The organism is Streptomyces sp. NPDC051322, from assembly GCF_040689485.1.
Classification (GTDB): domain Bacteria; phylum Actinomycetota; class Actinomycetes; order Streptomycetales; family Streptomycetaceae; genus Streptomyces.
In genome coordinates, this window is sequence record NZ_JBFBAK010000003.1 from 231,809 (window position 1) to 254,898 (window position 23,090).

Genomic DNA, 23,090 nt, shown 5'->3' on the forward strand with positions numbered 1-23,090 from the left:
CGAGGCGTGTTCTTCTGTGGACGAATCCACCTGTGTGGACAACTTCATGGCCCCGAGGGGCGTAGCGTCGCGCGGTACGGAGGCCGCACGACTGCGATTGATGATCCCATGCAGTAGTGAGCGACGTTTCACGTGAAACAAGATGCCTGCGGCGACACGTCAAAGAGTGACGACACTCCGAAATGCACGCATTTGACGAGCTTTGAGACGGTAACTCTGCCTGCGGAGAGGTTCATCGTCGGCGACGAGTGCGGCTCACCCGAGCCGCCTTAGCCCGCTTCGTGGCGAAACGCACGCCACCAGGGCTTTCCCCCACAACGACCCGCACCACCGTGGACAGCGGGTCGACAACGCCCTCGCCCACCTGCAACACCGAAGTCTCCACAACCCCGAGCTTGCTCAGAGCCGCACGTGCACCGTGGATCTCCTCCTCCGCGGTATCGCCCTTAAGCGCCAGCATCTCCCCATACGGTCGCAGCAATGGCACCCCCCAACCAGCCAGTCGGTCCAGCGGTGCCACTGCGCGCGCTGTCACCACATGCACCGGTGGCAGCTTGCCCAGGACTTCCTCGGCGCGCCCGCGGACAACGGTTACATGATCCAGCCCCAACAGCTCCACTACTTCTTGGAGAAAATTAGTTCGCCGTAGCAGCGGCTCAAGCAGCGTGATCTTCAAGTCTCTGCGGACGAGCGCCAAAGGGATACCAGGAAGCCCCGCTCCGGAACCGACGTCGCAGACGGTGACACCTTGAGGAACCACCTCTGACAGCACGGCACAGTTCAGCAGATGCCGCTGCCAGAGCCTGGGGACTTCACGTGGCCCGATCAACCCTCGGGTGACCCCGGCATCCGCAAGTAGTTCCGCGTATCGGACGACTTCCGGGAAGGCTTCCCCGAAAACCGCATGCGCCACTTCCGGCGCCTGGGGAAGCTCCGCTGACTCCGTCACGGGAACCGTCCTTCCGTACCGCAATACCGCGATGGGTGGCTGACTAACAGGCTGACAAAGTTCGGCCCCGCCTGTGTACAGGCGGGGCCGACAGAACGACGTATCGGTCAGGCCGGAAGAACAACGACGAAGCGCTGCGGCTCCTCGCCCTCCGACTCGCTGCGCAGTCCAGCTGCCGCGACCGCATCGTGCACGACCTTGCGCTCGAACGGAGTCATCGGTTCGAGCTTCACCGACTCGCCAGAGCTCTTCACCTTATCGGCAGCCTTAGCTCCCAGCGCGGCGAGCTCCTCACGCTTCTTGGCACGGAAGCCTGCGATGTCCAGCATCAGCCGACTGCGATCGCCGGTCTCGCGGTGTACCGCGAGCCGAGTGAGTTCCTGGAGCGCCTCCAGCACCTCACCATCGCGTCCCACGAGCTTCTGGATGTCGCGGCTGTCCGTATCGCTGATGATCGAGACTGCGGCCCTGTCTGCCTCGACATCCATATCGATGTCCCCGTCCAGATCGGCGATGTCGAGCAGACCCTCGAGGTAGTCCGCGGCGATCTCGCCTTCCTGCTCAAGACGGCTCAGTGTGTCGCCCTCAGCGACAGCGGAGGTGGTGGTGCCTTCCGTCACGAGATGGACTCCTTCTTACTTCTTGGACGGGTGCTTGGGGCGCTGCTGGCCCTTGCGCTGCCCCGGCTTGGCTTGGCGTGCCGTACTGCTGGAAGCAGATTTGGCTTCCTGCTTCGGCTTGTCCTGCGGCTCGGCCTTCTTGTCGAGCGACGTCTTCTCGGACGAGCCGGCGTCCTCGGTCTCAGCGCCTGCCTCCGTGGGCTTGGCGCCACCGGAAGACACCGCGCCCGTCTGGCGCTGCGCCTTCGTCTGGCGCTTGGGCTGCTGCCGCTTGGGCGCAGCTTCCGCCAGGCTCAGTCCCTCTGCCTCAGCAGCGACGGCTGCATCGCTCTTCTCCACGGTGCCGTCGGCCTGAGCGACCAAGCCGGACTTGCTCAGCGTAGTGATGAACTTGCGCTCGGCATCATTGCGATCCTTCGTCTCCTTGGACGCGATTCCCTTGATGATGTTGCGCTGGTGGCGCGTCCTCGTGGAGCCGTGCGCGACAACATGCTTCTGGATTCGATCCAGGAGGCCTGCCTGGGCCTGGCTGCCCGGGGTGGGGTTGCGATGGATCACAAACATCTGCTGGCCCATGGTCCACACGTTGGTGGTCAGCCAGTAGACGAGGACACCGACCGGGAAGTTGATCCCCATCACGGCGAACATCAGCGGGAAGACGTACATCAGCATCTTCTGCTGCTGCATGAACGGCGTCTTCACGGACATGTCGACGTTCTTCGTCATCAGCTGGCGTTGCGTGTAGAACTGCGACGCAGACATCAGGATGATCATCACGGCGGTGACGATGCGGACATCGGTCAGTGTGGCACCCAGCGACGCGACCTTGTCCGCGTTCTCGGTGAACTTCGCCGCCAGCGGGGCACCGAAGATGTGCGCCTTACGCGCGCTCTCCAGCAGCGGCTGGTCGATGACGCCGATCGTCTTTCCATTGGCGATGCCGGCGAGCACGTGGTACAGCGCGAAGAAGAACGGCGACTGCGCGAGGATCGGCAGGCACGAGGAGAGCGGGTTGGTGCCCGTCTCCTTGTACAGCTTCATCATCTCTTCGGACTGTCGCTGCTTGTCGTTCTTGTAGCGCTCCTGGATCGCCTTCATCTTCGGCTGGAGCGCCTGCATGCCACGAGTCGACTTGATCTGCTTCACGAAGAGCGGGATCAGGCAGATCCGGATCAGGACCACCAAGGACACGATGGACAGGCCCCAGGCCCAGCCCGTGTCCGGACCGAAAATGGCTCCGTACAGCGAGTGGAACTGGACGATGACCCAGGAAACTGGGGTAGTGATAAAACTGAACAGACTGGCAATCGTGTCCACTAATCAGGCTCCTTGAGCATTGGGCGAGGTCTCTGCGGCCGGGCCGGTCTCCTGACCGGAGTGCCCGCCCTTGCTTGTCCGCCACGCATGGCGCAGCAGTTCGTGCCAACGCGGCCGTTTGCGCGGCGGAACGTGATCCACGCCACCTGGCGACCACGGGTTGCACCGCAGAATGCGCCAGGCCGTCAGCGCCGTGCCTTTCACCGCGCCGTGCCGGTCGATAGCCGTATATCCGTAGTGGGAACACGACGGGTAGTACCTGCAGACGGGCCCGAGGAGCGGGCTGATCGTCCACTGGTACAGCTTGATGAGAGCCAGCAGCGGGTACTTCATCTCGCGCCCCCTCCCAGTAGCCGCCCCAAGGCGGCATCCAGGTCTCGGGCCAGCTGTGCATGGTCGGCGACGCCTGCTCCGGGCAGCGCCCGTACGACAACCAGGCTACCGGGGGGCAGCTGAGGCAGGCGATCTCGGACCAAATGGCGAAGTTTCCGCTTCACTGCTGTGCGAATGACCGCTCCGCCCACTGCCTTGCTCACGACGAAACCCGCACGTGTCGGGGGAGTGCTCTCCCCAGGCACATGCGGGTCCGTTGTACCGCTGCACAGATGGACGACGAGTAGCGGGCGCCCGGCACGGCGCCCTCGTCGTACCGCGGCCGCGAAGTCCTCGCGCCGCCTCAGCCGATTCTCGGTAGGCAGCACGTCATGACCTGTACGAGATCAGGCGGACAGACGGGAGCGACCCTTGCCACGGCGGGTGGCCAGGATCGCGCGGCCGGCACGCGTACGCATACGCAGACGGAAACCGTGGGTCTTGGCACGGCGACGGTTGTTCGGCTGGAAGGTGCGCTTGCTCACTCGGGGGCTCCAGAAATGAATCGGGTGGTGGCGGGACATCGCCTGGCTGTCACCGTGCGCCCACGAAAAGCTCGCGAATACGCCCGTGTGCACCGCTTCACGACCACAAGCTCGTGATCTTTGCCCATCGGAGGCAGGCGGCAGCAGCCATCGACAACTCGACCTCGTTACGGTACGCGCGGCTACGCCATCCGGTCAAACCAACCCTTTCACAGCCCCCACTGTGCACAGGCTGTGGACAACAACTTGAACCGCGAGGGTCGCCCTGACTACCGTGGCCCGACTCCCAAGTCTTTTTCCTGCCTGTCTTCACCCCCCGTCCCGAGAACCACACATTCGTGGGACCTGTGAGAGAGCGTGCCCCGTGGCTGATGTACCTGCCGATCTTGCCGCAGTGTGGCCACGAGTTCTCGAACGTCTCCTCGCCGAGGGGCAGCAAGGCATCGAGCCCAAGGACAAGCAGTGGATCGAGCGCTGCCAGCCACTGGCTCTGGTGGCGGACACAGCGCTGCTCGCCGTCCCCAACGAGTGGGGCAAGCGAGTTCTGGAAGGAAGGCTCGCCCCGCTCATCAGCGAGACGCTGAGTCATGAGTGCGGCCGTCCTATCCGGATCGCGATCACTGTCGACGACACCGCGGGCGACCCGTCACAGCCTGCCCCGCCCACGCAGCAGGCACAGCAGCCCCGCTATCAGCATCCGCACGAAGAACCCCGGCACGCCGACAGCTATGACGGGTACGGGCGCCGTCCTTCCGCCGACGGCATGCCGACGGCGCGCCCCGCCTACCCCGACTACGAGCAGCAGCGCCCCGACCCCGGAGCATGGTCCCGCCCCCAGGAGGATTACTCCTGGCAGCAGCCACGGCTCGGCGGCTTCCAGGAACGCGATCCCTACACCGGCCCCCGACAGCAGCAGCCGGAGCACGACTACCGGCAGCAGCCGGACCGTCCGCAGTACGAGCAGCAGCGTCCTGAACGCCATGACCTCCGGGATCCGTCCTCCCAGCGCCACCTGCCCAACCCGAGCGGCGCCCCTGGCCCGCTGGCGGCCCAGCCCGCTCCCGCGGCCGGTCCCGGCGAACCGCAGGCACGGCTGAACCCCAAGTACCTTTTCGACACCTTCGTCATCGGCGCCTCCAACCGGTTCGCCCACGCAGCCGCGGTCGCAGTCGCCGAAGCGCCGGCCAAGGCCTATAACCCGTTGTTCATCTACGGCGAGTCCGGGCTCGGCAAGACCCACCTGCTGCATGCGATCGGGCACTACGCCCGCAGCCTTTACCCCGGCACGCGGGTGCGCTACGTGAGCTCCGAGGAGTTCACCAACGAGTTCATCAACTCGATCCGCGACGGCAAGGGCGACACCTTCCGCAAGCGCTACCGCGACGTGGACATCCTCCTTGTCGACGACATCCAGTTCCTGGCGAGCAAGGAGTCCACGCAGGAGGAGTTCTTCCACACCTTCAACACGCTGCACAACGCCAACAAGCAGATCGTGCTGTCCTCGGATCGGCCGCCCAAACAGCTGGTGACCCTGGAGGACCGTCTGCGGAACCGCTTCGAGTGGGGGCTGACCACCGATGTCCAGCCGCCCGAGTTGGAGACCCGCATCGCGATCCTCCGTAAGAAGGCAGTGCAGGAGCAGCTCAATGCTCCGCCCGAAGTACTCGAGTTCATTGCCTCCCGCATCTCGCGCAACATCCGCGAGCTGGAAGGCGCGCTGATCCGGGTCACGGCGTTCGCCTCGCTCAACAGGCAGCCGGTGGACCTCGGGCTCACCGAGATCGTGCTGAAGGACCTGATCCCCGGCGGCGAGGACTCAGCCCCCGAGATCACCGCAAGCGCCATCATGGCGGCGACAGCCGACTACTTCGGCCTGACCATCGAAGACCTCTGTGGTTCATCGCGCAGCCGGGTCCTGGTCACAGCCCGGCAGATCGCCATGTATCTCTGCCGCGAGCTGACCGACCTCTCGCTGCCCAAGATCGGCGCACAGTTCGGCGGCCGCGACCACACCACGGTGATGCATGCCGACCGCAAGATCCGCGCGCTGATGGCCGAACGGCGGTCGATCTACAACCAGGTCACGGAGCTCACCAACCGCATCAAGAACGGCTGACGCAGCGCCTCAGGAACCACGAAGGGCGTCTCGGGCTACGTACCCGGGGCGCCCTTCGCCGTTTCGCCTGCCGCCGGCTGTTCGAATTCGGGGACAGCCTGGCGCGTTCTCCACAGCTCTGTGGTCCCGGCCCCGTCCACACCCTGGGGACTGATGAGTTGTCCAGATCGTGTCCACAGGCGCGGTGACCGATCCCCTCTCTCGCCAGGTCAGCGGCGTGTGGATTTGTGACTATCGAGCGTCCACAGACTGTGGACGAAAAGTTTTCCCACAGGCGACCGAATGAGTTGTCCACGGGCAGCCCACAGGCTGGGCGACGTTGTCCCCAGCTTCTCCACACCCTTGTCCACTGTTCGGCAACAAAACACCAGGCTTCACTGTCCCGAGTGAAAGCCGTCACACCAGGCAGCTGGAGGGCCCTGTGGGGAAGCCGGCCAAAGCTGGGGACAGACCTGGGGAGAACCGACCCTCCCCTGTGCACCGGGTGTGCAGAACTTTTCGGTGTCCACAGACCCGGCCGGTTGTCCACCGGCTCCGCCCACAGGTGCGGTGGACAAAAAAGGGCGCTTGAGCTGCACAAACAAGGTTATCCACGGTTTCCACAACACCTACTACTACTGCCTCCTATAGTTACCGGGGAATTGGCTTCGAAGTGGGTGCTGTGCACAACTTGCCCGTCAGGCCACTGCTGCCGCTCGGCACGACTTGACCCCGACTCGCACCGACTGTCGGTGGCGTAGGTCAGACTGGTCCCCGGCAACAAGCCGACGACTAAGGCCAGCAAGGCGAGCCAGCAACAGCAGGAGGCGGTTCCGGTGAAGATCCGGGTGGAGCGCGATGTACTCGCGGAGGCGGTGGCCTGGACGGCCCGTAGCCTTCCGGCCCGTCCGCCGGTGCCCGTTCTTGCGGGCCTTCTGCTGAGGGCGGAGGAGGGCGCTCTGAGCCTCTCCGGCTTCGACTACGAGGTCTCGGCTCGGGTCTCGGTCGACGCGGAGATCGAGGAGGACGGCACCGTCCTGGTATCCGGTCGGCTGCTTGCCGACATCTGCCGTGCCCTTCCCAACCGTCCGGTGGAGATCTCCACAGACGGTGTACGGGCGACCGTGGTCTGCGGCTCCTCACGGTTCACCCTCCACACGCTGCCTGTCGAGGAATATCCGGCGCTACCGCAGATGCCGACCGCTACCGGCACGGTGCCGGGTGAGGTCTTCGCCTCCGCCGCCGCACAGGTCGCGATTGCCGCGGGCCGCGATGACACACTGCCCGTCCTGACCGGCGTGCGCATCGAGATCGAAGGTGACCGGGTCACGCTGGCCTCCACCGACCGCTACCGCTTCGCGGTCCGTGAGTTCCTCTGGAAGCCGGAGGATCCGGAGGCGTCCGCGGTTGCCCTGGTGCCTGCCAAGACGCTGCTGGACACTGCCAAGTCGCTGACCAATGGAGACACGGTCACTCTCGCGCTGTCCGGGTCCGGGGCCGGCGAGGGCCTGATCGGTTTCGAGGGTGCCGGGCGCCGTACGACCACCCGACTGCTTGAGGGCGACCTTCCGAAGTACCGGACCCTCTTCCCCACTGAGTTCAACTCGATCGCCGTCATTGAAACCGGTCCGTTCGTCGAGGCCGTCAAGCGTGTGGCCCTCGTCGCCGAGCGGAATACTCCGGTTCGGCTCAGCTTCGAGCAGGGCGTGCTGATCCTCGAGGCCGGATCCAGCGACGATGCACAGGCTGTGGAACGTGTCGACGCGAAGCTCGACGGCGACGACATCTCGATTGCCTTCAACCCGACCTTCCTGCTGGACGGACTGAGCGCAATCGATTCCCCGGTTGCTCAGCTCTCCTTTACGACGTCCACGAAGCCGGCTCTGCTCAGTGGCCGCCCGGCCATCGACGCCGAGGCTGATGACACGTACAAGTACCTGATCATGCCGGTGCGGCTGTCCGGCTGAGAGAGGGCCGCAGGAAGGCGTCTCTCGAGTTGACGTTGTACGTCTGAGCGGCCGACCCCGCAGGTGTGTGCGGGCGTCCCGGCGTACGCTCGGTCGCGGGTACAAACGCCACCACGTCACTAAGGATCTTCTGATGGAGCTCGGTCTCGTCGGCCTCGGCAAAATGGGCGGGAACATGCGCGAGCGCATCCGCCGCGCAGGTCACACCGTCATCGGTTACGACCGGAACCCGGACGTCGCCGATGTCCACAGCCTGGAAGAGCTTGTTGGCAAGCTCAAGGGCCCTCGCGTTGTGTGGGTGATGGTTCCGGCGGGCGCCGCCACTCAGTCCACGGTCGACGAACTGGCCGACCTGCTTTCCCCGGGTGACGTCGTGGTCGACGGCGGAAACTCCCGCTGGACCGACGACGAGAAGCACGCGGTCGAGCTGGGGCACAAGGGCATCGGCTTCGTCGACTGTGGCGTCTCCGGGGGCGTCTGGGGTCTGGAGAACGGCTATGCGCTGATGTACGGCGGTGACGCCGACAACGTCGCAAAGGTGCAGCCGATCTTTGATGCGCTGAAGCCGGAGGGTGAATTCGGCTCAGTACATGCGGGCAAGGTCGGCGCAGGACACTTCGCCAAGATGGTCCACAACGGCATCGAATACGCCATGATGCAGGCCTACGCCGAGGGGTGGGAACTCCTGGAGAAGGTCAGCTCGGTCACCGATGTTCGCGAGGTGTTCCGGTCCTGGCAGGAGGGCACGGTCATCCGTTCCTGGCTGCTCGACCTCGCGGTCAACGCACTGGATGATGACGAGCACTTGGACCAGCTGCGTGGGTTCGCTGCCGACTCGGGTGAGGGCCGCTGGACTGTCGAGGCCGCGATCGACAACGCCGTTCCGTTGCCCGCTATCACTGCTTCCCTCTTCGCGCGTTTTGCTTCGCGGCAGGACGACTCACCGCAGATGAAGATGATCGCGGCACTGCGCAACCAGTTCGGCGGCCACGCCGTCGAGAACACCAAGAAGTAAGACAGCAGCGGAAGGCCGGCGGCACAGTTCATGCATGTCACGCATCTGTCGCTGGCCGACTTCCGCTCGTACGCCCGGGTCGAGGTCCCTCTCGACCCGGGCGTCACTGCGTTCGTGGGCGCGAACGGGCAGGGGAAGACCAACCTCGTCGAGGCGATCGGTTACCTGGCGACGCTCGGCAGCCACCGGGTCTCCTCCGACGCTCCTTTGGTGCGGATGGGCGCCGACCGGGCAGTCATCCGTGCTGCGGTCACCCAGGGCGAGCGGTCTCAGCTGGTTGAGCTCGAGCTCAACCCGGGACGCGCCAACCGGGCCCGAATCAACCGGTCTTCACAGGTCAGGCCACGCGACGTGCTGGGTATCGTTCGTACGGTGCTGTTCGCGCCGGAGGATCTCGCTCTGGTGAAGGGTGATCCGGGCGAGCGCAGGCGTTTTCTGGACGAGTTGGTGACCGCGCGATCGCCGCGGATGGCCGGGGTGCGTTCCGACTACGACCGGGTTCTCAAGCAGCGCAACACATTGCTCAAGTCAGCGGCGATGGCGCGCAAGCATGGTGGGCGCTCGATGGACATGTCCACGCTGGATGTGTGGGATCAGCATCTGGGAAGAGTGGGTGCCGAGTTGCTGGCACAGCGACTCGATCTGATCGCGACGCTGCAGCCGCTGACGGACAAGGCATATGAGCAAGTAGCCCCTGGCGGTGGCCCTGTGGTGCTCGCGTACCGGAGTTCGATGGGTGAGGACGTCGATGCGATTCAGTCGCGTGATGCCTTGTACGAGCGGTTGCTTGCCCAGTTGGTGGCGGTCCGTAAGCAGGAGATCGAGCGGGGAGTGACGCTGGTCGGGCCGCACCGCGACGATCTCGTTCTGAAGCTGGGGCGGCTGCCCGCGAAGGGCTATGCGAGCCACGGCGAGTCCTGGTCGTATGCGCTGGCCTTGCGACTGGCGTCGTACGACTTGCTGAGGGCCGAGGGCAATGAGCCGGTGCTGGTGCTGGACGACGTTTTCGCGGAGTTGGACGTCCGTCGCCGCGAGCGTCTTGCCGAGTTGGTAGCTCCGGGCGAGCAGGTGCTCGTGACGGCTGCCGTGGACGATGACGTGCCGGCAGTGCTCGCAGGCCTGCGCTACACCGTTTCCGACGGTTCGGTGGAGCGCGTATGAGTACTTCGTCGGCCGGCGGCTCAGGCGGCCCGCAGGATTTCGTCGGCACCGGTGAGACCGAGGGTGCTGGAGAGCGTACGGGCCCGGAGATGCCGAGGGTCCCCGAACCGTCCGGGATCGACCTGGCACGGGTGGCCTTGCGGGCAGCGAAAGAGCAGGCAAAGGCGCGCGGTGCGGCGGCGCAACAGAAGAAGCAGGCAAAGCGCGGTGGCCTGCGGTCCGGGGCGCGGGCGGATGGGCGTGATCCGTTGCCGCTGGGTGCGGCAATCAATCGGCTGATCACGGAGCGCGGCTGGGAGGCGCCGGCTGCCGTAGGCGGAGTGATGGGGCGCTGGCCGCAGATTGTGGGCGAGAGCTTGGCGCAGCACTGTATGCCTCAGCGCTACGACGAAGATGCCCGAGTACTCACCGTGGAGTGCGATTCGACGGCATGGGCGACGCAGCTTCGGCTGCTGGCCCCCCAGCTAGTGGCGCGGCTCAACGCGGATCTGGGACAGGGCACGGTGAAGCTGATCAAGGTTTTGGGTCCGGGCGGGCCTCCGCGGCGATTCGGTCCGCTGCGAGCGCCCGGCAGTACGGGACCGGGAGACACGTACGGCTGACGCGACGCACTGTTTCACGTGGAACCAGGGGTCCTTGTTTCACGTGAAACAAGGGCGCCGACCGACTGCGCTGAAGACGTGCGCGGCCCGAGGCGTCCCTCACTGTAGCGAGGGATTGACAGGTCGAAGCGCTCAATGCCCGTGTGAGCCTCCTGGGGCCCCTCTCTGGATATGGGGAGTCGGGTGAGGCCGGTTCAGGGCGGCACATGTGGACTCAGGTACCGGCAAACCCCCATTCATGTCTGCGCTACCGGTAGACTGGGACCTAATCCCGCCCACTAGCGGAACAAGTCGAACGACGCAGCCACTCCTGCTTGCCCTGGAGCGGCCTGTGCTGTGCCAGAAAGGGCGCTTCGTGGCCGATTCCGGCAACCCCAACGAGATCACTCCGTCCACTGCCGGCGAGAACGGCGAGGTAAGCCGTTCGTACGACGCCAGCGCGATCACCGTCCTCGAGGGCTTGGACGCGGTCCGCAAGCGACCCGGCATGTACATCGGCTCGACCGGTGAACGTGGACTCCATCACCTGGTGCAAGAGGTCGTCGACAACTCCGTCGACGAGGCCATGGCCGGGCATGCCGACAAGATCGACGTCACGATTCTGCCCGACGGCGGGGTGCGTGTGGTCGACAACGGCCGCGGTATTCCGGTGGGCATCGTGCCCTCGGAGAACAAGCCGGCCGTCGAGGTCGTGATGACCGTGCTGCACGCCGGTGGCAAGTTCGGTGGTGGCGGCTATGCCGTCTCCGGTGGTCTGCACGGCGTAGGTGTGTCCGTCGTGAACGCCCTGTCGGCGAAGGTCGCGGTCGAAGTCAAGACTGACGGCTACCACTGGACGCAGGATTACAAGCTCGGTGTGCCGACGGCGCCCCTGGCCCGCGGCGAAGCCACCGACGAGAGCGGTACCAGCGTCACCTTCTGGGCCGACGGGGACATCTTCGAGACGACCGACTACTCCTTCGAGACGTTGTCGCGGCGCTTCCAGGAGATGGCCTTCCTGAACAAGGGCCTCACCCTGACGCTGACCGACGAGCGCGAGTCCGCCAAGGCGACCGTCGGTGCAGAGACGGTCGACGAGGCTGTGGAGGAGGAGCCAAAGGCTCGCTCGGTCACGTACCACTACGAAGGCGGCATCGTCGACTTCGTGAAGTACCTGAACTCACGCAAGGGTGAGCTGATTCACCCGACGGTGATCGACGTCGAGGCCGAGGACAAAGAGCGTCTGCTCTCGGCGGAGATCGCCATGCAGTGGAATTCGCAGTACAGCGAGGGTGTGTATTCCTTCGCGAACACGATCCACACGCATGAGGGCGGCACGCACGAGGAGGGCTTCAGGGCGGCGCTGACCGGCCTGGTGAACCGGTATGCGCGCGACAAGAAGCTGTTGCGTGAGAAGGACGACAACCTCTCGGGCGAGGACATCCGTGAGGGTCTGACAGCGATCATCTCCGTCAAGCTGGGTGAGCCGCAGTTCGAGGGCCAGACGAAGACGAAGCTGGGCAACACCGAAGCGAAGACCTTCGTGCAGAAGGTGGTCTACGAGCACCTCACGGACTGGTTCGACCGGAACCCGAATGAGGCCGTGGACATCATCCGTAAGGCGATTCAGGCGCAGACCGCCCGGGTAGCGGCCCGCAAGGCGCGCGACCTGACCCGGCGCAAGGGGCTGCTGGAGAGTGCCTCGCTGCCGGGCAAGCTGAGCGACTGCCAGTCGAACGACCCGACGAAGTGCGAGATCTTCATCGTCGAGGGTGATTCCGCCGGTGGTTCGGCGAAGTCCGGGCGCAACCCGATGTACCAGGCGATCCTGCCGATCCGGGGCAAGATCCTGAACGTCGAGAAGGCGCGGGTCGACAAGATCCTGCAGAACACCGAGGTGCAGGCGCTGATCTCGGCATTCGGTACTGGGGTCCATGAGGACTTCGACATCGAGAAGCTGCGGTACCACAAGATCATCTTGATGGCGGACGCCGACGTCGACGGGCAGCACATCAACACGCTGTTGTTGACCTTCCTCTTCCGGTTCATGCGGCCGCTGGTCGAGGCGGGGCACGTCTATCTGTCGCGTCCACCGCTGTTCAAGATCAAGTGGGGCCGGGACGACTTCGAGTACGCCTACTCGGACCGGGAGCGGGACGCCCTCGTCGAGCTGGGCAAGCAGAACGGCAAGCGGATCAGGGAAGACTCGATCCAGCGGTTCAAGGGCCTCGGCGAGATGAACGCCGAAGAACTGCGCATCACAACGATGGACACGGATCACCGGGTGCTCGGACAGGTGACGCTGGACGATGCGGCGCAGGCCGACGACCTGTTCTCGGTGCTGATGGGCGAGGACGTCGAGGCGCGGCGCTCGTTCATCCAGCGCAACGCCAAGGACGTTCGGTTCCTCGACATCTGAGCCGGTCTCTGCTGACCGCACTGAAAGGACTTTGACCAGCGATGGCCGACGAGAATTCCCCTGTGATGCCCGAAGAGGAGCCCGCTGTCCCGGGCGTGGGCATGCGCGTAGAGCCGGTGGGGCTCGAGACCGAGATGCAGCGTTCGTACCTCGACTACGCGATGTCCGTCATCGTGTCGCGTGCGCTGCCGGATGTGCGGGACGGGCTGAAGCCCGTGCACCGCCGAGTGCTGTACGCGATGTACGACGGTGGTTACCGGCCCGAGAAGGGCTTCTACAAGTGCGCCCGTGTCGTCGGTGACGTCATGGGCACGTACCACCCGCACGGCGACTCCTCGATCTACGACGCCCTGGTCCGGCTGGCCCAGCACTGGTCAATGCGCATGCCGCTGGTGGACTCCAACGGAAACTTCGGTTCCCCGGGCAACGACCCCGCTGCGGCCATGCGGTACACCGAGTGCAAGATGATGCCGCTGTCCATGGAGATGGTCAGGGACATCGATGAAGAGACCGTCGACCTTCAGGACAACTACGACGGCCGTAACCAGGAGCCGGTGGTTCTGCCGGCTCGGTTCCCGAACCTGCTGGTGAACGGTTCAGCGGGCATCGCGGTCGGCATGGCGACCAACATCCCTCCGCACAACCTGCGGGAGGTCGCGGCCGGCGCCCAGTGGTACCTGGAGAACCCGGAGGCGTCGCACGAGGAGCTTCTGGACGCTCTCATGGAGCGCATCAAGGGCCCGGACTTCCCGACGGGTGCGCTGGTTGTGGGGCGCAAGGGCATCGAGGAGGCGTACCGCACAGGTCGCGGCTCCATCACGATGCGTGCGGTCGTCGCGGTCGAGGAGATCCAGAACCGCCAGTGTCTGGTGGTCACGGAACTCCCGTACCAGACCAACCCGGACAATCTCGCGCAGAAGATCGCCGACCTGGTGAAGGACGGCAGGGTCGGCGGTATCGCTGACGTCCGCGACGAGACGTCTTCGCGTACCGGCCAGCGGCTGGTCGTGGTCTTGAAGCGTGACGCGGTCGCCAAGGTCGTGCTGAACAACCTCTACAAGCACACCGACCTGCAGTCGAACTTCGGCGCCAACATGCTGGCGCTGGTCGACGGGGTGCCGCGCACGCTGTCGATCGACGCCTTCATCCGGCACTGGGTGACGCACCAGATCGAGGTCATCGTCCGGCGTACGAAGTTCCGTCTGCGCAAGGCCGAGGAGCGGGCGCACATCCTGCGCGGCCTGCTCAAGGCGCTCGACGCGATCGACGAGGTCATCGCACTGATCAGGCGCAGCCATACGGTCGAGAACGCCCGTGAGGGCCTGATGGGCCTGCTGGAGATCGACGAGATCCAGGCGAACGCGATCCTGGAGATGCAGCTGCGTCGACTGGCCGCGCTGGAACGCCAGAAGATCACTGCCGAGCACGACGAGCTTCAGGCGAAGATCAACGAGTACAACCTGATCCTCGCCTCGCCCGACCGCCAGCGGCAGATCGTCAGCGAGGAACTGTCGGCCATCGTCGACAAGTTCGGTGACGACCGACGCTCCAAGCTGGTGCCTTTCGACGGTGACATGTCCATCGAGGACCTGATCGCCGAGGAGGACATCGTCGTCACCATCACGAACGGTGGTTACGTCAAGCGCACCAAGACCGAGGACTACCGCTCGCAGAAGCGCGGCGGCAAGGGAGTACGCGGGACGAAGCTGAAGCAGGACGACATCGTCGCCCACTTCTTCGTCTCGACCACTCACCACTGGCTGCTGTTCTTCACCAACAAGGGCCGGGTCTACCGGGCGAAGGCCTACGAGTTGCCGGATGCCGGCCGGGACGCGCGCGGCCAGCACGTCGCCAACCTGCTCGCCTTCCAGCCGGACGAGCAGATCGCGCAGATCCTGGCGATCCGCGATTACGAAGCCGCGCCGTATCTGATCCTGGCCACCAAGGGCGGTCTGGTGAAGAAGACACCGCTCAAGGACTATGACTCGCCTCGATCGGGCGGTGTCATTGCGATCAACCTGCGGGAGACCGCAGACGGCAGCGATGACGAGCTGATCGGTGCGGAGCTGGTCTCGGCGGACGATGATCTGTTGCTGGTCAGCAGGAAGGCGCAGTCGATCCGGTTCACCGCGTCGGACGATGCGCTGCGTCCGATGGGACGTGCGACCTCGGGCGTCAAGGGCATGAGCTTCCGGGAAGGTGACGAACTGCTCTCGATGAATGTCGTCCGGACGGGTACTTTCGTCTTCACAGCCACCGACGGCGGGTATGCGAAGCGGACCGCCGTCGATGAGTACCGCGTCCAAGGTCGTGGTGGTCTCGGTATCAAGGCCGCCAAGATCGTGGAGGACAGGGGCTCGCTGGTCGGTGCCCTAGTGGTCGAGGAGACGGATGAGATCCTTGCCATCACGCTCGGCGGCGGTGTGATTCGTACGCGAGTCAATGAGGTCAGGGAGACGGGTCGTGACACCATGGGCGTCCAACTGATCAACCTGGGCAAGCGCGACGCCGTGGTCGGTATCGCTCGTAATGCCGAGGCCGGCCGCGAGGCGGAAGAGATCGACGCAGTCGATGGTGATGCTGTCGACGGCGAGATGGTCGACGGTGAAGCGGTCGAGGCGGGAGTCGAGGGCACCGAGCCTTCGACAGGGGAGCACGAGGAGTAGAGCGTGAGTGGAGCCACGGGCGCCGGAGCGGCCGCTTCCGGAGCTGGAGCACACGGTGCCCGTGGCCCTGCCGCGGACTCCCAAGGGGGAACGGTGACGGACACTCGGGGGGCTCAGCCTCCTTACGAGGCGCAGCCCTATCAGCCACCGCAGGCCTATCCGTCACCGTCGGCCGGCGGTGCGCATGGTGGACAGCCACGGGACGCCGGTGCGCAGGCGGTGCGGCGGGCGCGTACCGGTGCGCGAACGACGCCGCGTACCCGTAAGGCGCGGCTGCGGGTGGCGAAGGCCGACCCGTGGTCGGTGATGAAGGTCAGCTTCCTGCTGTCGATCGCGCTCGGTATCTGCACTGTCGTGGCGGCAGCCGTGCTGTGGATGGTCATGGACGCGATGGGTGTCTTCTCGACCGTGGGAGGCACCATCAGCGAAGCCACCGGGTCGAGTGACGGCAGTGGCTTCGACCTCCAGTCGTTCCTGTCGCTGCCGCGGGTGCTGCTGTTCACGTCGGTCATCGCGGTGATCGATGTGGTGTTGGCCACGGCTCTGGCAACCCTCGGCGCCTTCATCTACAACCTGTCGGCCGGGTTCGTCGGCGGCATCGAGGTGACGCTCGCCGAGGATGAGTAGGGGCTCGGCTATCGATTTTGGGACTGGCCCTGAAGTGCGCTAATCTTCAGGGGCAGCGCGGGGCTATAGCTCAGTTGGTTAGAGCGCATCCCTGATAAGGATGAGGCCACAGGTTCAAATCCTGTTAGCCCCACCGCGAGCATCGGCTCGGACGGGAAACTCCGTCCGAGCCGATGTGCATTCCCGGCGCAATACTCGAGGGCGAAGTAGGTCACCGATCGGTATCGGCCGGTGTGTATAGTCGGGCGGCAGAGGTCCCTTACGTCAAGGAAAGACGAGGTCGCGCGGTGAAGAAGCTTCTCCTGGTCGCACTGGCTGCCATTGGCGGGCTCCTCGTGTACCGCCAGATCCAGGCGGATCGCGCCGAGCAGGATCTGTGGACGGAGGCGACTGACTCCGTGCCCGCAGGTTCGGGTGTGTGAGACCCAGCGTCTTGAAGTCAGAGCCCCGGCCGCCAAGCGGCCGGGGCTCTGCCGTATGCGGTAGCTGATTCCGGTAGCCGATTCGGCCGCAGCCGCAGACAGCGGGGCGACGGGCAGGGCAGGATGGGTCGGCATAGCGGCACTTCCGGGGTGGGCCCGGGAGCGGCGTCGTCCTTCCGGTCGCCGTGCTGATGTTGGTACGTGCTCGACGAATGCCCGCAGCGTGGACGACAAGGGGCGGTTGGTCATGAGGTGGCGCAGCAGGGGCTGGATCGCGCCGGTCGTGGCGTCGGCAATCTGCGCGCTGGTGGCATTGAGCGTGTTGCCCTGGCAGGCCTGGGCAACAGACTCTCCTGGCTCGTACGTCTTCGATGAGCATGCCCGGATGGTTGTCGGCGCGGCTGTCAGTACGGATGCCGAGCAGTTGAAGGCGGGCTCGGTATATCGCTCCACGATCAAGCCTGGTGGGCAGCTGTACTACCAGGTGGATCTGGATGCCACCTCGAACGCATACGTCTCGGCTGTCGCCGTGCCCCCGATGGGGCCGTCGGCGAGGGTCGGGTACAGCGACGGGATCAAGGTGACGTTCGAGGACTCCGAGGGCGGCACGTGCGGTTACGACGAGGCTGAGGTGTTCGGCTCTGCCGAGTACCCCCGTCCGATTGCCGCGCATGCCTCCCGTACCGTCGGCGGAAGCCGCGGCTTGTGCCGGACCGCAGGGCCGTACTACGTGCTGATCGAGCGGGAGACCAACGCCACATCCACGCACGAGAACTGGAACCTGGAGATCCGATTCGACACCGAGCCGGGCCTGAAGCCGGGCACGGTCAGTCCGACGCAGGCGCCCACCAGTTGGCCTTCGGCCTCCGCCGTGCCGCCCAGCGGTACATCCGAACGAACGCACGGCGGAACGGGATTCAACGACGCGGCCGGATTGACGGCCGGTGTCTGGCAGGACCGGATCGAGCCGGGCCGGACTCTTTTCTACCGGGTCCCGGTCGGTTGGGGGCAGCAGGTGTTCGCCACTGCCGACCTCGGCAGCTCCACGGGCGACGGGTACGTCGCGAGCGCCCTCACCATGCGTCTGTACAACCCGATCCGGGGTGGCGTCACCAAGGGGAGCACGGCCTTCGACGGGAAGCCGAAGTCGGCCGCCCTGGATCCGATGGCACCGGTCGGATACGAGAATCGGTACAGCGTCATCGAGGAGGTCAACGGGGCTCGGACGGCAGGTGATTACTACCTTGCGGTGTCGCTCAGCCCCGAGGTCGGGAAGGAATTCGGCCGGAAGAAGTACGGTGTCACGCTGCGGATGTCCGTCAGGGGAGACAAGAGGCCGGCCCCTGCTTACGCCCGCGCGGCCCCCCACTTCGGTGTCGCCGATGCCGGTCAGGGAACGGACAACGCCACGATGACCTTCGTGGGAGCTGTGGGGATCGGTGTCGGCACGGTGCTGATCCTGGGTCTGGGCACGTGGACGGTACTCGCTCGGCGGGGTGCTGCCACGGACCGGCCGCAGGCCCCTGCTCCGGCGCAACAGCGGTATGGACCCCCTCCCGCCTGGTAGTTCACCTCCGGGCGCGGCTCAGCGCCTGCCCAGCGCCCAGATGCCCACGGTGAAGCAGATCAGTGCGAGGAAAAGAATCGGGACCGCCACCTTCGGGGGCGGTCCCGATCGCCTCTTCGGGACCGGCGCCGACTGGGTGGGAACCTGCTCCTGCGGAGCGGTGTACAGATGAGTGTGGGGCTGTTCGTACGGAGCTTGAGCAGGTATGGGGGGACCGGCATGCGAAGTCGTGACGGTAGGTGTGAGTGTGGGTGTGGGTCCGGGAGCCGTAGGCGGCATAGCTGCGGGCTGCGTTGGCGGAATCAAGTAGAAACTGCCGGTCTCGGACATCGCGGTTGCCTGTTGCTGTTGCTGTTGCTGTTGCTGTTGCTGCTGCGGCACGGCATGTGGGGACTGTGTCTGCGGCGGGGGTCGGCGCGGGACGGGGCCGGCAGGACCGAAGCCCTCCGGAAGAGGACCGATCTGGTCGAAGACTTCGACCGGCTCCTCGCTGCTACCGGTCCCACCGAGCAGTTCGCCGATCGCCGTCAGAGCTTTGCGCGCCCCGGTCGCCGTGCTGAACCGGCCCTGCGGATCCGGCTGGAGCAGCCCGGCGATGACCTGCCACAGCGGTTCGGGTATGCCCTGCGGAGCGCCCGGCGTCCCGTGTGCCACGAAATACTCGACCAGGGCGCTGGAGTCCGGCCTGGCGCCCTCCAGCAAGTAGAGCGCCACCAGGCCGACCGCGAAGAGGTCGGCCGTGAAGTCGGGTTCCGCGCCCAGCATCTGCTCGGGTGCGAAGTAACCAGGCGTTCCCACCACGTAGTCGGTCGCGGTGAGCCGGGGCTCGCCCTTGCGCATCGCGATGCCGAAGTCGGAAAGCCGCACATGCGGCCGTCCCGTTCCGGTGGCCTCCAACAAAATGTTGGCCGGCTTGATGTCGCGGTGCACAACCCCCTCGGCGTGCACCGCAGCGAGTCCGGCCAGCAGCTGGTCGAGCAGGACGCAGACGAACCGAGGGGGCAGCGGCCCGTAGTCACCGATGACATGGGCGAGCGAACCGCCGCTCACCAGGTCCATGGTGAACAGCACCTTGTCGTCGTCCGCCGCCCAGCTGGCGGGGGCGAGCACATGCGGGTGATCGATCCGCAGCGCCTGCTCGCGCACAAATCGAAGCAGTGTGTGTGCGTCGCTCTGCTGCAGAACCTTGGCCGCTACATAGCGGCGTCGTCGGTGGTCCCAGGACCGCCAGACCGCTCCGGCGCCCCCACGCCCGATCGGGTCGACCAGTTCGTACCGCCCGGCGAATACCTCACCCATCTGCTGTGCTCGCCCCCGTATCAGCTGCGTCGTATCAGCGGCGTCGCAGCTTCAGCTCTGGTGCCCCTCGTAGTGCGACACCGCTTCCGCGGTGCGCCCGGCGCCGTACACCCTGAGGAACTCTGCCAGTTCCGGATGTGTCGCGGCGAGTGTGTTCGCCGCCTCGATGATGTCGCCGGCCCCGGACACCGAGCGCAGCAGTGACTGGATCTCCCGCACCACGCGGCGTACGGTCGGTGCGCTCGACGAGCTCGATGTGCTGTGGCCTGTGGTGGAGAGGACGGACCCGCCCTGCGACTTCTTGATCTCTTCCATCCGGTCCGTGGCCTCGCCCGCGCTGACACTGCCGTCCGCGACCAGGCCTGACAGCTCCTGAAGGGCCTGGACACGCTGGACAACCGCCGGGTTGCCGATCTTGGCGCGCTGGCCGCTCATGAGCTGGGAGAGCATGGGTGCGGACAGCCCGAGCACCGCGGCAAGACGGGCCTGATTCAGGCCCAGGTCATCGATCAGACGACGGAAGAGCGCCCCCAACGGCTCCCCGTACCAACTGCGCTGAAGGTCTCTCGCTCTCGCTGTGGCTTCCTGCTGTGCTGCATCCATTGCGTCTCCCCATCGCTTCCCCAGTGCGGCGGCTTCGCTGCCGCGAACCTCGTCGTGCATCTTACGGAGCGTGGTCGCGGACCGGGAGTACCAATCCTTTTGCGAGATACCCCCGGTCACCCGCTACTCTTGTCTCGCACCAACCCGTTCCGGGGCCTTAGCTCAGTTGGTAGAGCGCTGTCTTTGCATGGCAGATGTCAGGGGTTCGACTCCCCTAGGCTCCACTGGACTCCGCAGATCCTGCTTTACCGAACACAGTGAGGGGCGCCAGGAGACTCAGGTCTCCTAGCGCCCCTCACTTGCTCCCTGCCGCCTGTCCATCCCCGCCGCAGCGGGGCTGCGCGCGAGCGGTCCTTTCGGCCCTGGGCTTGCGGCCGCCTCAGGGTCGTTCGTTGCGCTCCGGGTCGTCGGATTCCGCTTCAGCCTGCTTGGCCTGTACCTCCGGGTCCAGTGCGTCTGCGCTGCCGTCAACAGCGCTCAGATTCGGCCGGTCGGGCACCTCGGTAGGGGCGGGCGGTTCGACCAGCCAGTCGGGGTTCGCCTGCTTGTCCCACCACTTCCAAGCGGCGAACGCACCACCGGTCAGCACTCCGACGACGAGGAGGCCCTTGGCCAGTCGGCCGGCCCGCGCCCGTCGTTGGTGCTTTCTGACCAGCTTCTGGATCTTCTTCGCCGGGACTTGTCCGCGCAGCGCCGCCAGCGCGGCCGCACTGCGAGCCACCGCCTCCTCGCGTACGGGCTGGGTGGCCGCCATTGCCTGTTCGACGTGCGGGGCGAGTTGGCTCTGCGCCTGCCGGGCCGCCTTGCCGGCTCGCTGCGCTGCCGCATCGACCCTCGGCGGTACATGGGTCAGGGCCTCTTCGACGCGCGGCGCGACGCGGGCGTCGTACTGGGTCCGGGCCTGCTGGGCGGCCAGCGAGACCTTGGGAGCCAGTCGTACTCGTGCTTCGTTGGCGTAGTACGTGGCCTGGTCCTTGGCCGTTCCGGCGTAGGGCGCCACCACGTCCGCGGCGTGCAGCACGCTCTCCTTCGCCGTACCGGTCGCGGCGCGCACGCTGTCCATGCGGGTCACGGGATCCTCCTTGTCGGTGGCGTTGTGTATTCGCCTTTCCACCCTTTTCGAGATCATGCCCGCTCCGAGCCATCACGGCACATGCGGACGGGCATCCGGGTGCAAGAAAGGCAAGATCGGTCAAATCGCGCAAGAGGGCTCGGCTCGAGAATGCCACGGTTCGATCCTGGGCGCGTCGTTTCAGCGGCGACTCAGTCGCCTTTCTCGGTCCCGGGGCCGTCCGTGCGAGGATCGGTGAACGTCACAGCGGACTTACGGAAGGCACATCGTGGCCGAGCAGCTTTACGCCACCCTGAAGACCAACCACGGCGACATCGAGGTGCGGTTGCTCCCGAACCACGCGCCCAAGACGGTCAAGAACTTCGTTGAGCTCGCTCAGGGCGAGCGTGAATGGACCCACCCGGCCACCGGCAAGAAGTCCAAGGACAGGCTGTACGACGGCACGGTGTTCCACCGGGTGATCAGCGGTTTCATGATCCAGGGTGGGGACCCGCTGGGCAACGGCACGGGCGGCCCCGGCTACGAGTTCGGAGACGAGTTCCACCCGGACCTGGCTTTCGACAAGCCGTATCTGCTGGCCATGGCCAACGCGGGCCCCGGGACCAACGGCTCGCAGTTCTTCATCACGGTCTCGCCCACGGCGTGGCTGACCCGTAAGCACACCATCTTCGGCGAGATCACCGACCAGGCCAGTCAGAAGGTCGTGGACGGCATCATCGCCGTGCCGACCAACCCGCGCACCGACCGTCCGATCGACGATGTCGTCATCGAGACGGTGGTCGTCGAGAGCCGCGAGCGCTGACAACGCCGTTTCCGGCAAGGGTGACGCCGTACGGGAACCACCCGCCCCGTTCGTCCGTATGACGAGCGGGGCGGTGTACTGCGTACGCGCCCCGTAGGAGAGGGAGGGAGCCCGATGGAACAGGTGCCAGGAGGGCCGGAGCGGCAGTCGTCGAAGAGCGGGCTGCCCAGCTGTTACCGCCACCCCGGTGTGGAAACGGGCATCAGCTGCACGCGCTGTGAGCGCCCCATCTGTCCGCAGTGCATGGTGAGTGCCTCGGTCGGCTTCCACTGCCCGGAGTGCGTACGCAGCGGGTCGGGTAGGGGCCAGAGCGCGTCGGCGAGCAGGCCTCGCACCGTGGCGGGCGGGAGTGTGGCAGCCGATCCGCGGCTCATCACGAAGATCCTGATCGGCATCAACCTGGCAGTGTTCATCGCCGTCCAGGTGGTCGGCAACCGGCTGCTCGACGATCTCGCACTGGTCGGCCGGTGGCCACCGGCCCCCTTCCCTGCCACTCAGGGTGTCGCCGAGGGAGAGTGGTACCGGCTGCTGACCTCGGTGTTCCTGCATCAGCAGTTCTGGCACATCGGGTTCAACATGCTCAGTCTGTGGTGGATCGGTGCTCCGCTGGAAGCGGCGCTCGGACGGGCCCGCTACATTGCGCTCTACTTGCTCTCCGGTCTGGCCGGCAGCGCGCTGACCTACCTCGTGGCATCCCCGACCCAGGCGTCGCTCGGCGCTTCCGGGGCGGTATTCGGCCTGCTGGGAGCGACCGCCGTCCTGATGCGGCGCCTGAACTACGACATGCGCCCGGTCATCGCGCTGCTGGTGATCAATCTGATCTTCACCTTCACCTTCAGCGGGATCGCCTGGCAGGCGCACATCGGGGGTCTGGTCGCCGGCATCCTCATCGCCATCGCCATGATCCACGCTCCCCGCGAGCGGCGGGTGCTGGTGCAGTACGGCGCCTGCGCGCTGGTCCTGGTGGCCACGGTCGGCATGGTGTTGGCCCGAACCGCCATGCTCACCTGAGGCAATACCGGATTCCGAGGACCAGTTGTCCACAGCGCGT

21 protein-coding genes and 2 tRNA genes are annotated in these 23,090 nt (G+C 65.7%); 14 read left to right on the forward strand and 9 right to left on the reverse strand.

Going from position 1 to position 23,090, the window contains the following annotated elements; genetic code table 11:
- Positions 1 to 232 precede the first annotated feature (232 nt).
- The 6 genes from rsmG to rpmH all read right to left on the reverse strand — a co-directional run bounded on the left by rsmG (position 233) and on the right by rpmH (position 3,743).
- A complete protein-coding gene (gene rsmG / locus AB0436_RS09275; RefSeq protein ID WP_366467116.1) occupies positions 233 to 949 on the reverse strand; it encodes a 16S rRNA (guanine(527)-N(7))-methyltransferase RsmG in 717 nt (238 codons plus the stop codon).
- 107 nt (positions 950 to 1,056) lie between these two features.
- Positions 1,057 to 1,569 (reverse strand): R3H domain-containing nucleic acid-binding protein, encoded by a 513-nt coding sequence (locus AB0436_RS09280; protein ID WP_366467117.1) that lies wholly within the window; start codon positions 1,567 to 1,569, stop codon positions 1,057 to 1,059.
- Between the two features lie 15 nt (positions 1,570 to 1,584).
- The gene (gene yidC, locus AB0436_RS09285) at positions 1,585 to 2,886 is read right to left on the reverse strand and encodes a membrane protein insertase YidC (RefSeq protein ID WP_366467118.1); all 1,302 of its coding nucleotides are present in this window, start codon (positions 2,884 to 2,886) and stop codon (positions 1,585 to 1,587) included.
- 3 nt (positions 2,887 to 2,889) lie between these two features.
- The gene (yidD, locus tag AB0436_RS09290) at positions 2,890 to 3,219 is read right to left on the reverse strand and encodes a membrane protein insertion efficiency factor YidD (RefSeq protein WP_328537819.1); all 330 of its coding nucleotides are present in this window, start codon (positions 3,217 to 3,219) and stop codon (positions 2,890 to 2,892) included.
- Entirely contained in the window at positions 3,216 to 3,587 is a 372-nt protein-coding gene (gene rnpA / locus AB0436_RS09295; RefSeq protein ID WP_366467119.1) for a ribonuclease P protein component, read from the reverse strand. Before rnpA ends, yidD begins: the two co-directional genes overlap by 4 nt.
- An 18-nt stretch (positions 3,588 to 3,605) precedes the next feature.
- On the reverse strand, positions 3,606 to 3,743 hold the full coding sequence (gene rpmH, locus AB0436_RS09300) for a 50S ribosomal protein L34 (RefSeq protein WP_030990579.1): 138 nt from the start codon (positions 3,741 to 3,743) through the stop codon (positions 3,606 to 3,608).
- A gap of 364 nt (positions 3,744 to 4,107) precedes the next feature.
- On the opposite strand from rpmH, the gene dnaA reads away from it, so the two are divergent.
- The 11 genes from dnaA to AB0436_RS09355 all read left to right on the forward strand — a co-directional run bounded on the left by dnaA (position 4,108) and on the right by AB0436_RS09355 (position 18,263).
- Positions 4,108 to 5,859: a chromosomal replication initiator protein DnaA gene (gene dnaA, locus AB0436_RS09305; protein ID WP_366467120.1), complete on the forward strand. Its 1,752-nt coding sequence runs from the start codon at positions 4,108 to 4,110 to the stop codon at positions 5,857 to 5,859.
- A gap of 815 nt (positions 5,860 to 6,674) precedes the next feature.
- Positions 6,675 to 7,805, forward strand: coding sequence for a DNA polymerase III subunit beta (gene dnaN, locus AB0436_RS09310; RefSeq protein WP_366467121.1), 1,131 nt, complete (start codon positions 6,675 to 6,677; stop codon positions 7,803 to 7,805).
- Positions 7,806 to 7,938: 133 nt separating this feature from the next.
- On the forward strand, positions 7,939 to 8,820 hold the full coding sequence (gnd, locus tag AB0436_RS09315) for a phosphogluconate dehydrogenase (NAD(+)-dependent, decarboxylating) (protein ID WP_366467122.1): 882 nt from the start codon (positions 7,939 to 7,941) through the stop codon (positions 8,818 to 8,820).
- Between the two features lie 30 nt (positions 8,821 to 8,850).
- Entirely contained in the window at positions 8,851 to 9,981 is a 1,131-nt protein-coding gene (recF, locus tag AB0436_RS09320) for a DNA replication/repair protein RecF (RefSeq protein ID WP_366467123.1), read from the forward strand.
- Positions 9,982 to 10,070: 89 nt separating this feature from the next.
- Positions 10,071 to 10,583 (forward strand): DciA family protein, encoded by a 513-nt coding sequence (locus tag AB0436_RS09325; RefSeq protein WP_366467485.1) that lies wholly within the window; start codon positions 10,071 to 10,073, stop codon positions 10,581 to 10,583.
- Between the two features lie 331 nt (positions 10,584 to 10,914).
- The gene (gyrB, locus tag AB0436_RS09330; protein WP_366467124.1) at positions 10,915 to 12,981 is read left to right on the forward strand and encodes a DNA topoisomerase (ATP-hydrolyzing) subunit B; all 2,067 of its coding nucleotides are present in this window, start codon (positions 10,915 to 10,917) and stop codon (positions 12,979 to 12,981) included.
- Positions 12,982 to 13,022: 41 nt separating this feature from the next.
- A complete protein-coding gene (gyrA, locus tag AB0436_RS09335; RefSeq protein WP_366467125.1) occupies positions 13,023 to 15,647 on the forward strand; it encodes a DNA gyrase subunit A in 2,625 nt (874 codons plus the stop codon).
- 3 nt (positions 15,648 to 15,650) lie between these two features.
- Positions 15,651 to 16,274: a DUF3566 domain-containing protein gene (locus AB0436_RS09340; protein WP_366467126.1), complete on the forward strand. Its 624-nt coding sequence runs from the start codon at positions 15,651 to 15,653 to the stop codon at positions 16,272 to 16,274.
- A 59-nt stretch (positions 16,275 to 16,333) separates the two neighbouring features.
- Positions 16,334 to 16,407, forward strand: a tRNA-Ile gene (locus AB0436_RS09345).
- Between the two features lie 154 nt (positions 16,408 to 16,561).
- Entirely contained in the window at positions 16,562 to 16,696 is a 135-nt protein-coding gene (locus AB0436_RS09350; protein WP_003958712.1) for a DLW-39 family protein, read from the forward strand.
- A 247-nt stretch (positions 16,697 to 16,943) separates the two neighbouring features.
- Positions 16,944 to 18,263, forward strand: coding sequence for a hypothetical protein (locus AB0436_RS09355; RefSeq protein ID WP_366467127.1), 1,320 nt, complete (start codon positions 16,944 to 16,946; stop codon positions 18,261 to 18,263).
- A gap of 18 nt (positions 18,264 to 18,281) precedes the next feature.
- Here the strand turns inward: AB0436_RS09355 and AB0436_RS09360 are convergent, their stop codons facing one another.
- Entirely contained in the window at positions 18,282 to 19,562 is a 1,281-nt protein-coding gene (locus tag AB0436_RS09360; RefSeq protein WP_366467128.1) for a protein kinase, read from the reverse strand.
- Positions 19,563 to 19,613: 51 nt separating this feature from the next.
- Entirely contained in the window at positions 19,614 to 20,165 is a 552-nt protein-coding gene (locus AB0436_RS09365) for a DNA-binding protein (protein WP_366467129.1), read from the reverse strand.
- A gap of 151 nt (positions 20,166 to 20,316) precedes the next feature.
- On the opposite strand from AB0436_RS09365, the gene AB0436_RS09370 reads away from it, so the two are divergent.
- Positions 20,317 to 20,389, forward strand: a tRNA-Ala gene (locus AB0436_RS09370).
- Between the two features lie 155 nt (positions 20,390 to 20,544).
- Here AB0436_RS09370 and AB0436_RS09375 read toward each other — a convergent pair.
- Complete coding sequence (locus AB0436_RS09375; RefSeq protein WP_366467130.1) at positions 20,545 to 21,237, reverse strand: DUF5324 family protein; 693 nt, start codon at positions 21,235 to 21,237, stop codon at positions 20,545 to 20,547.
- Positions 21,238 to 21,505: 268 nt separating this feature from the next.
- Between AB0436_RS09375 and AB0436_RS09380 the strand changes: the two genes are divergently transcribed.
- Together AB0436_RS09380 and AB0436_RS09385 are read left to right on the forward strand one after the other, a co-directional pair.
- Positions 21,506 to 22,039 (forward strand): peptidylprolyl isomerase, encoded by a 534-nt coding sequence (locus tag AB0436_RS09380; protein WP_366467132.1) that lies wholly within the window; start codon positions 21,506 to 21,508, stop codon positions 22,037 to 22,039.
- Positions 22,040 to 22,153: 114 nt separating this feature from the next.
- Complete coding sequence (locus AB0436_RS09385) at positions 22,154 to 23,050, forward strand: rhomboid family intramembrane serine protease (RefSeq protein WP_366467133.1); 897 nt, start codon at positions 22,154 to 22,156, stop codon at positions 23,048 to 23,050.
- The last annotated feature ends 40 nt before the right edge of the window (positions 23,051 to 23,090 follow it).

Bases quoted from the DNA above. Each gene is read 5' to 3' on its own strand.
- gnd (WP_366467122.1), top strand. From the start codon at position 7,939: ATGGAGCTCGGTCTCGTCGGCCTCGGCAAAATGGGCGGGAACATGCGC.
- AB0436_RS09385 (WP_366467133.1), top strand. From the start codon at position 22,154: ATGGAACAGGTGCCAGGAGGGCCGGAGCGGCAGTCGTCGAAGAGCGGG.
- AB0436_RS09325 (WP_366467485.1), top strand. From the start codon at position 10,071: ATGCCGAGGGTCCCCGAACCGTCCGGGATCGACCTGGCACGGGTGGCC.
- AB0436_RS09355 (WP_366467127.1), top strand. From the start codon at position 16,944: ATGAGGTGGCGCAGCAGGGGCTGGATCGCGCCGGTCGTGGCGTCGGCA.
- recF (WP_366467123.1), top strand. From the start codon at position 8,851: ATGCATGTCACGCATCTGTCGCTGGCCGACTTCCGCTCGTACGCCCGG.
- AB0436_RS09360 (WP_366467128.1), bottom strand. From the start codon at position 19,562: ATGGGTGAGGTATTCGCCGGGCGGTACGAACTGGTCGACCCGATCGGG.
- gyrA (WP_366467125.1), top strand. From the start codon at position 13,023: ATGGCCGACGAGAATTCCCCTGTGATGCCCGAAGAGGAGCCCGCTGTC.
- AB0436_RS09365 (WP_366467129.1), bottom strand. From the start codon at position 20,165: ATGGATGCAGCACAGCAGGAAGCCACAGCGAGAGCGAGAGACCTTCAG.
- yidD (WP_328537819.1), bottom strand. From the start codon at position 3,219: ATGAAGTACCCGCTGCTGGCTCTCATCAAGCTGTACCAGTGGACGATC.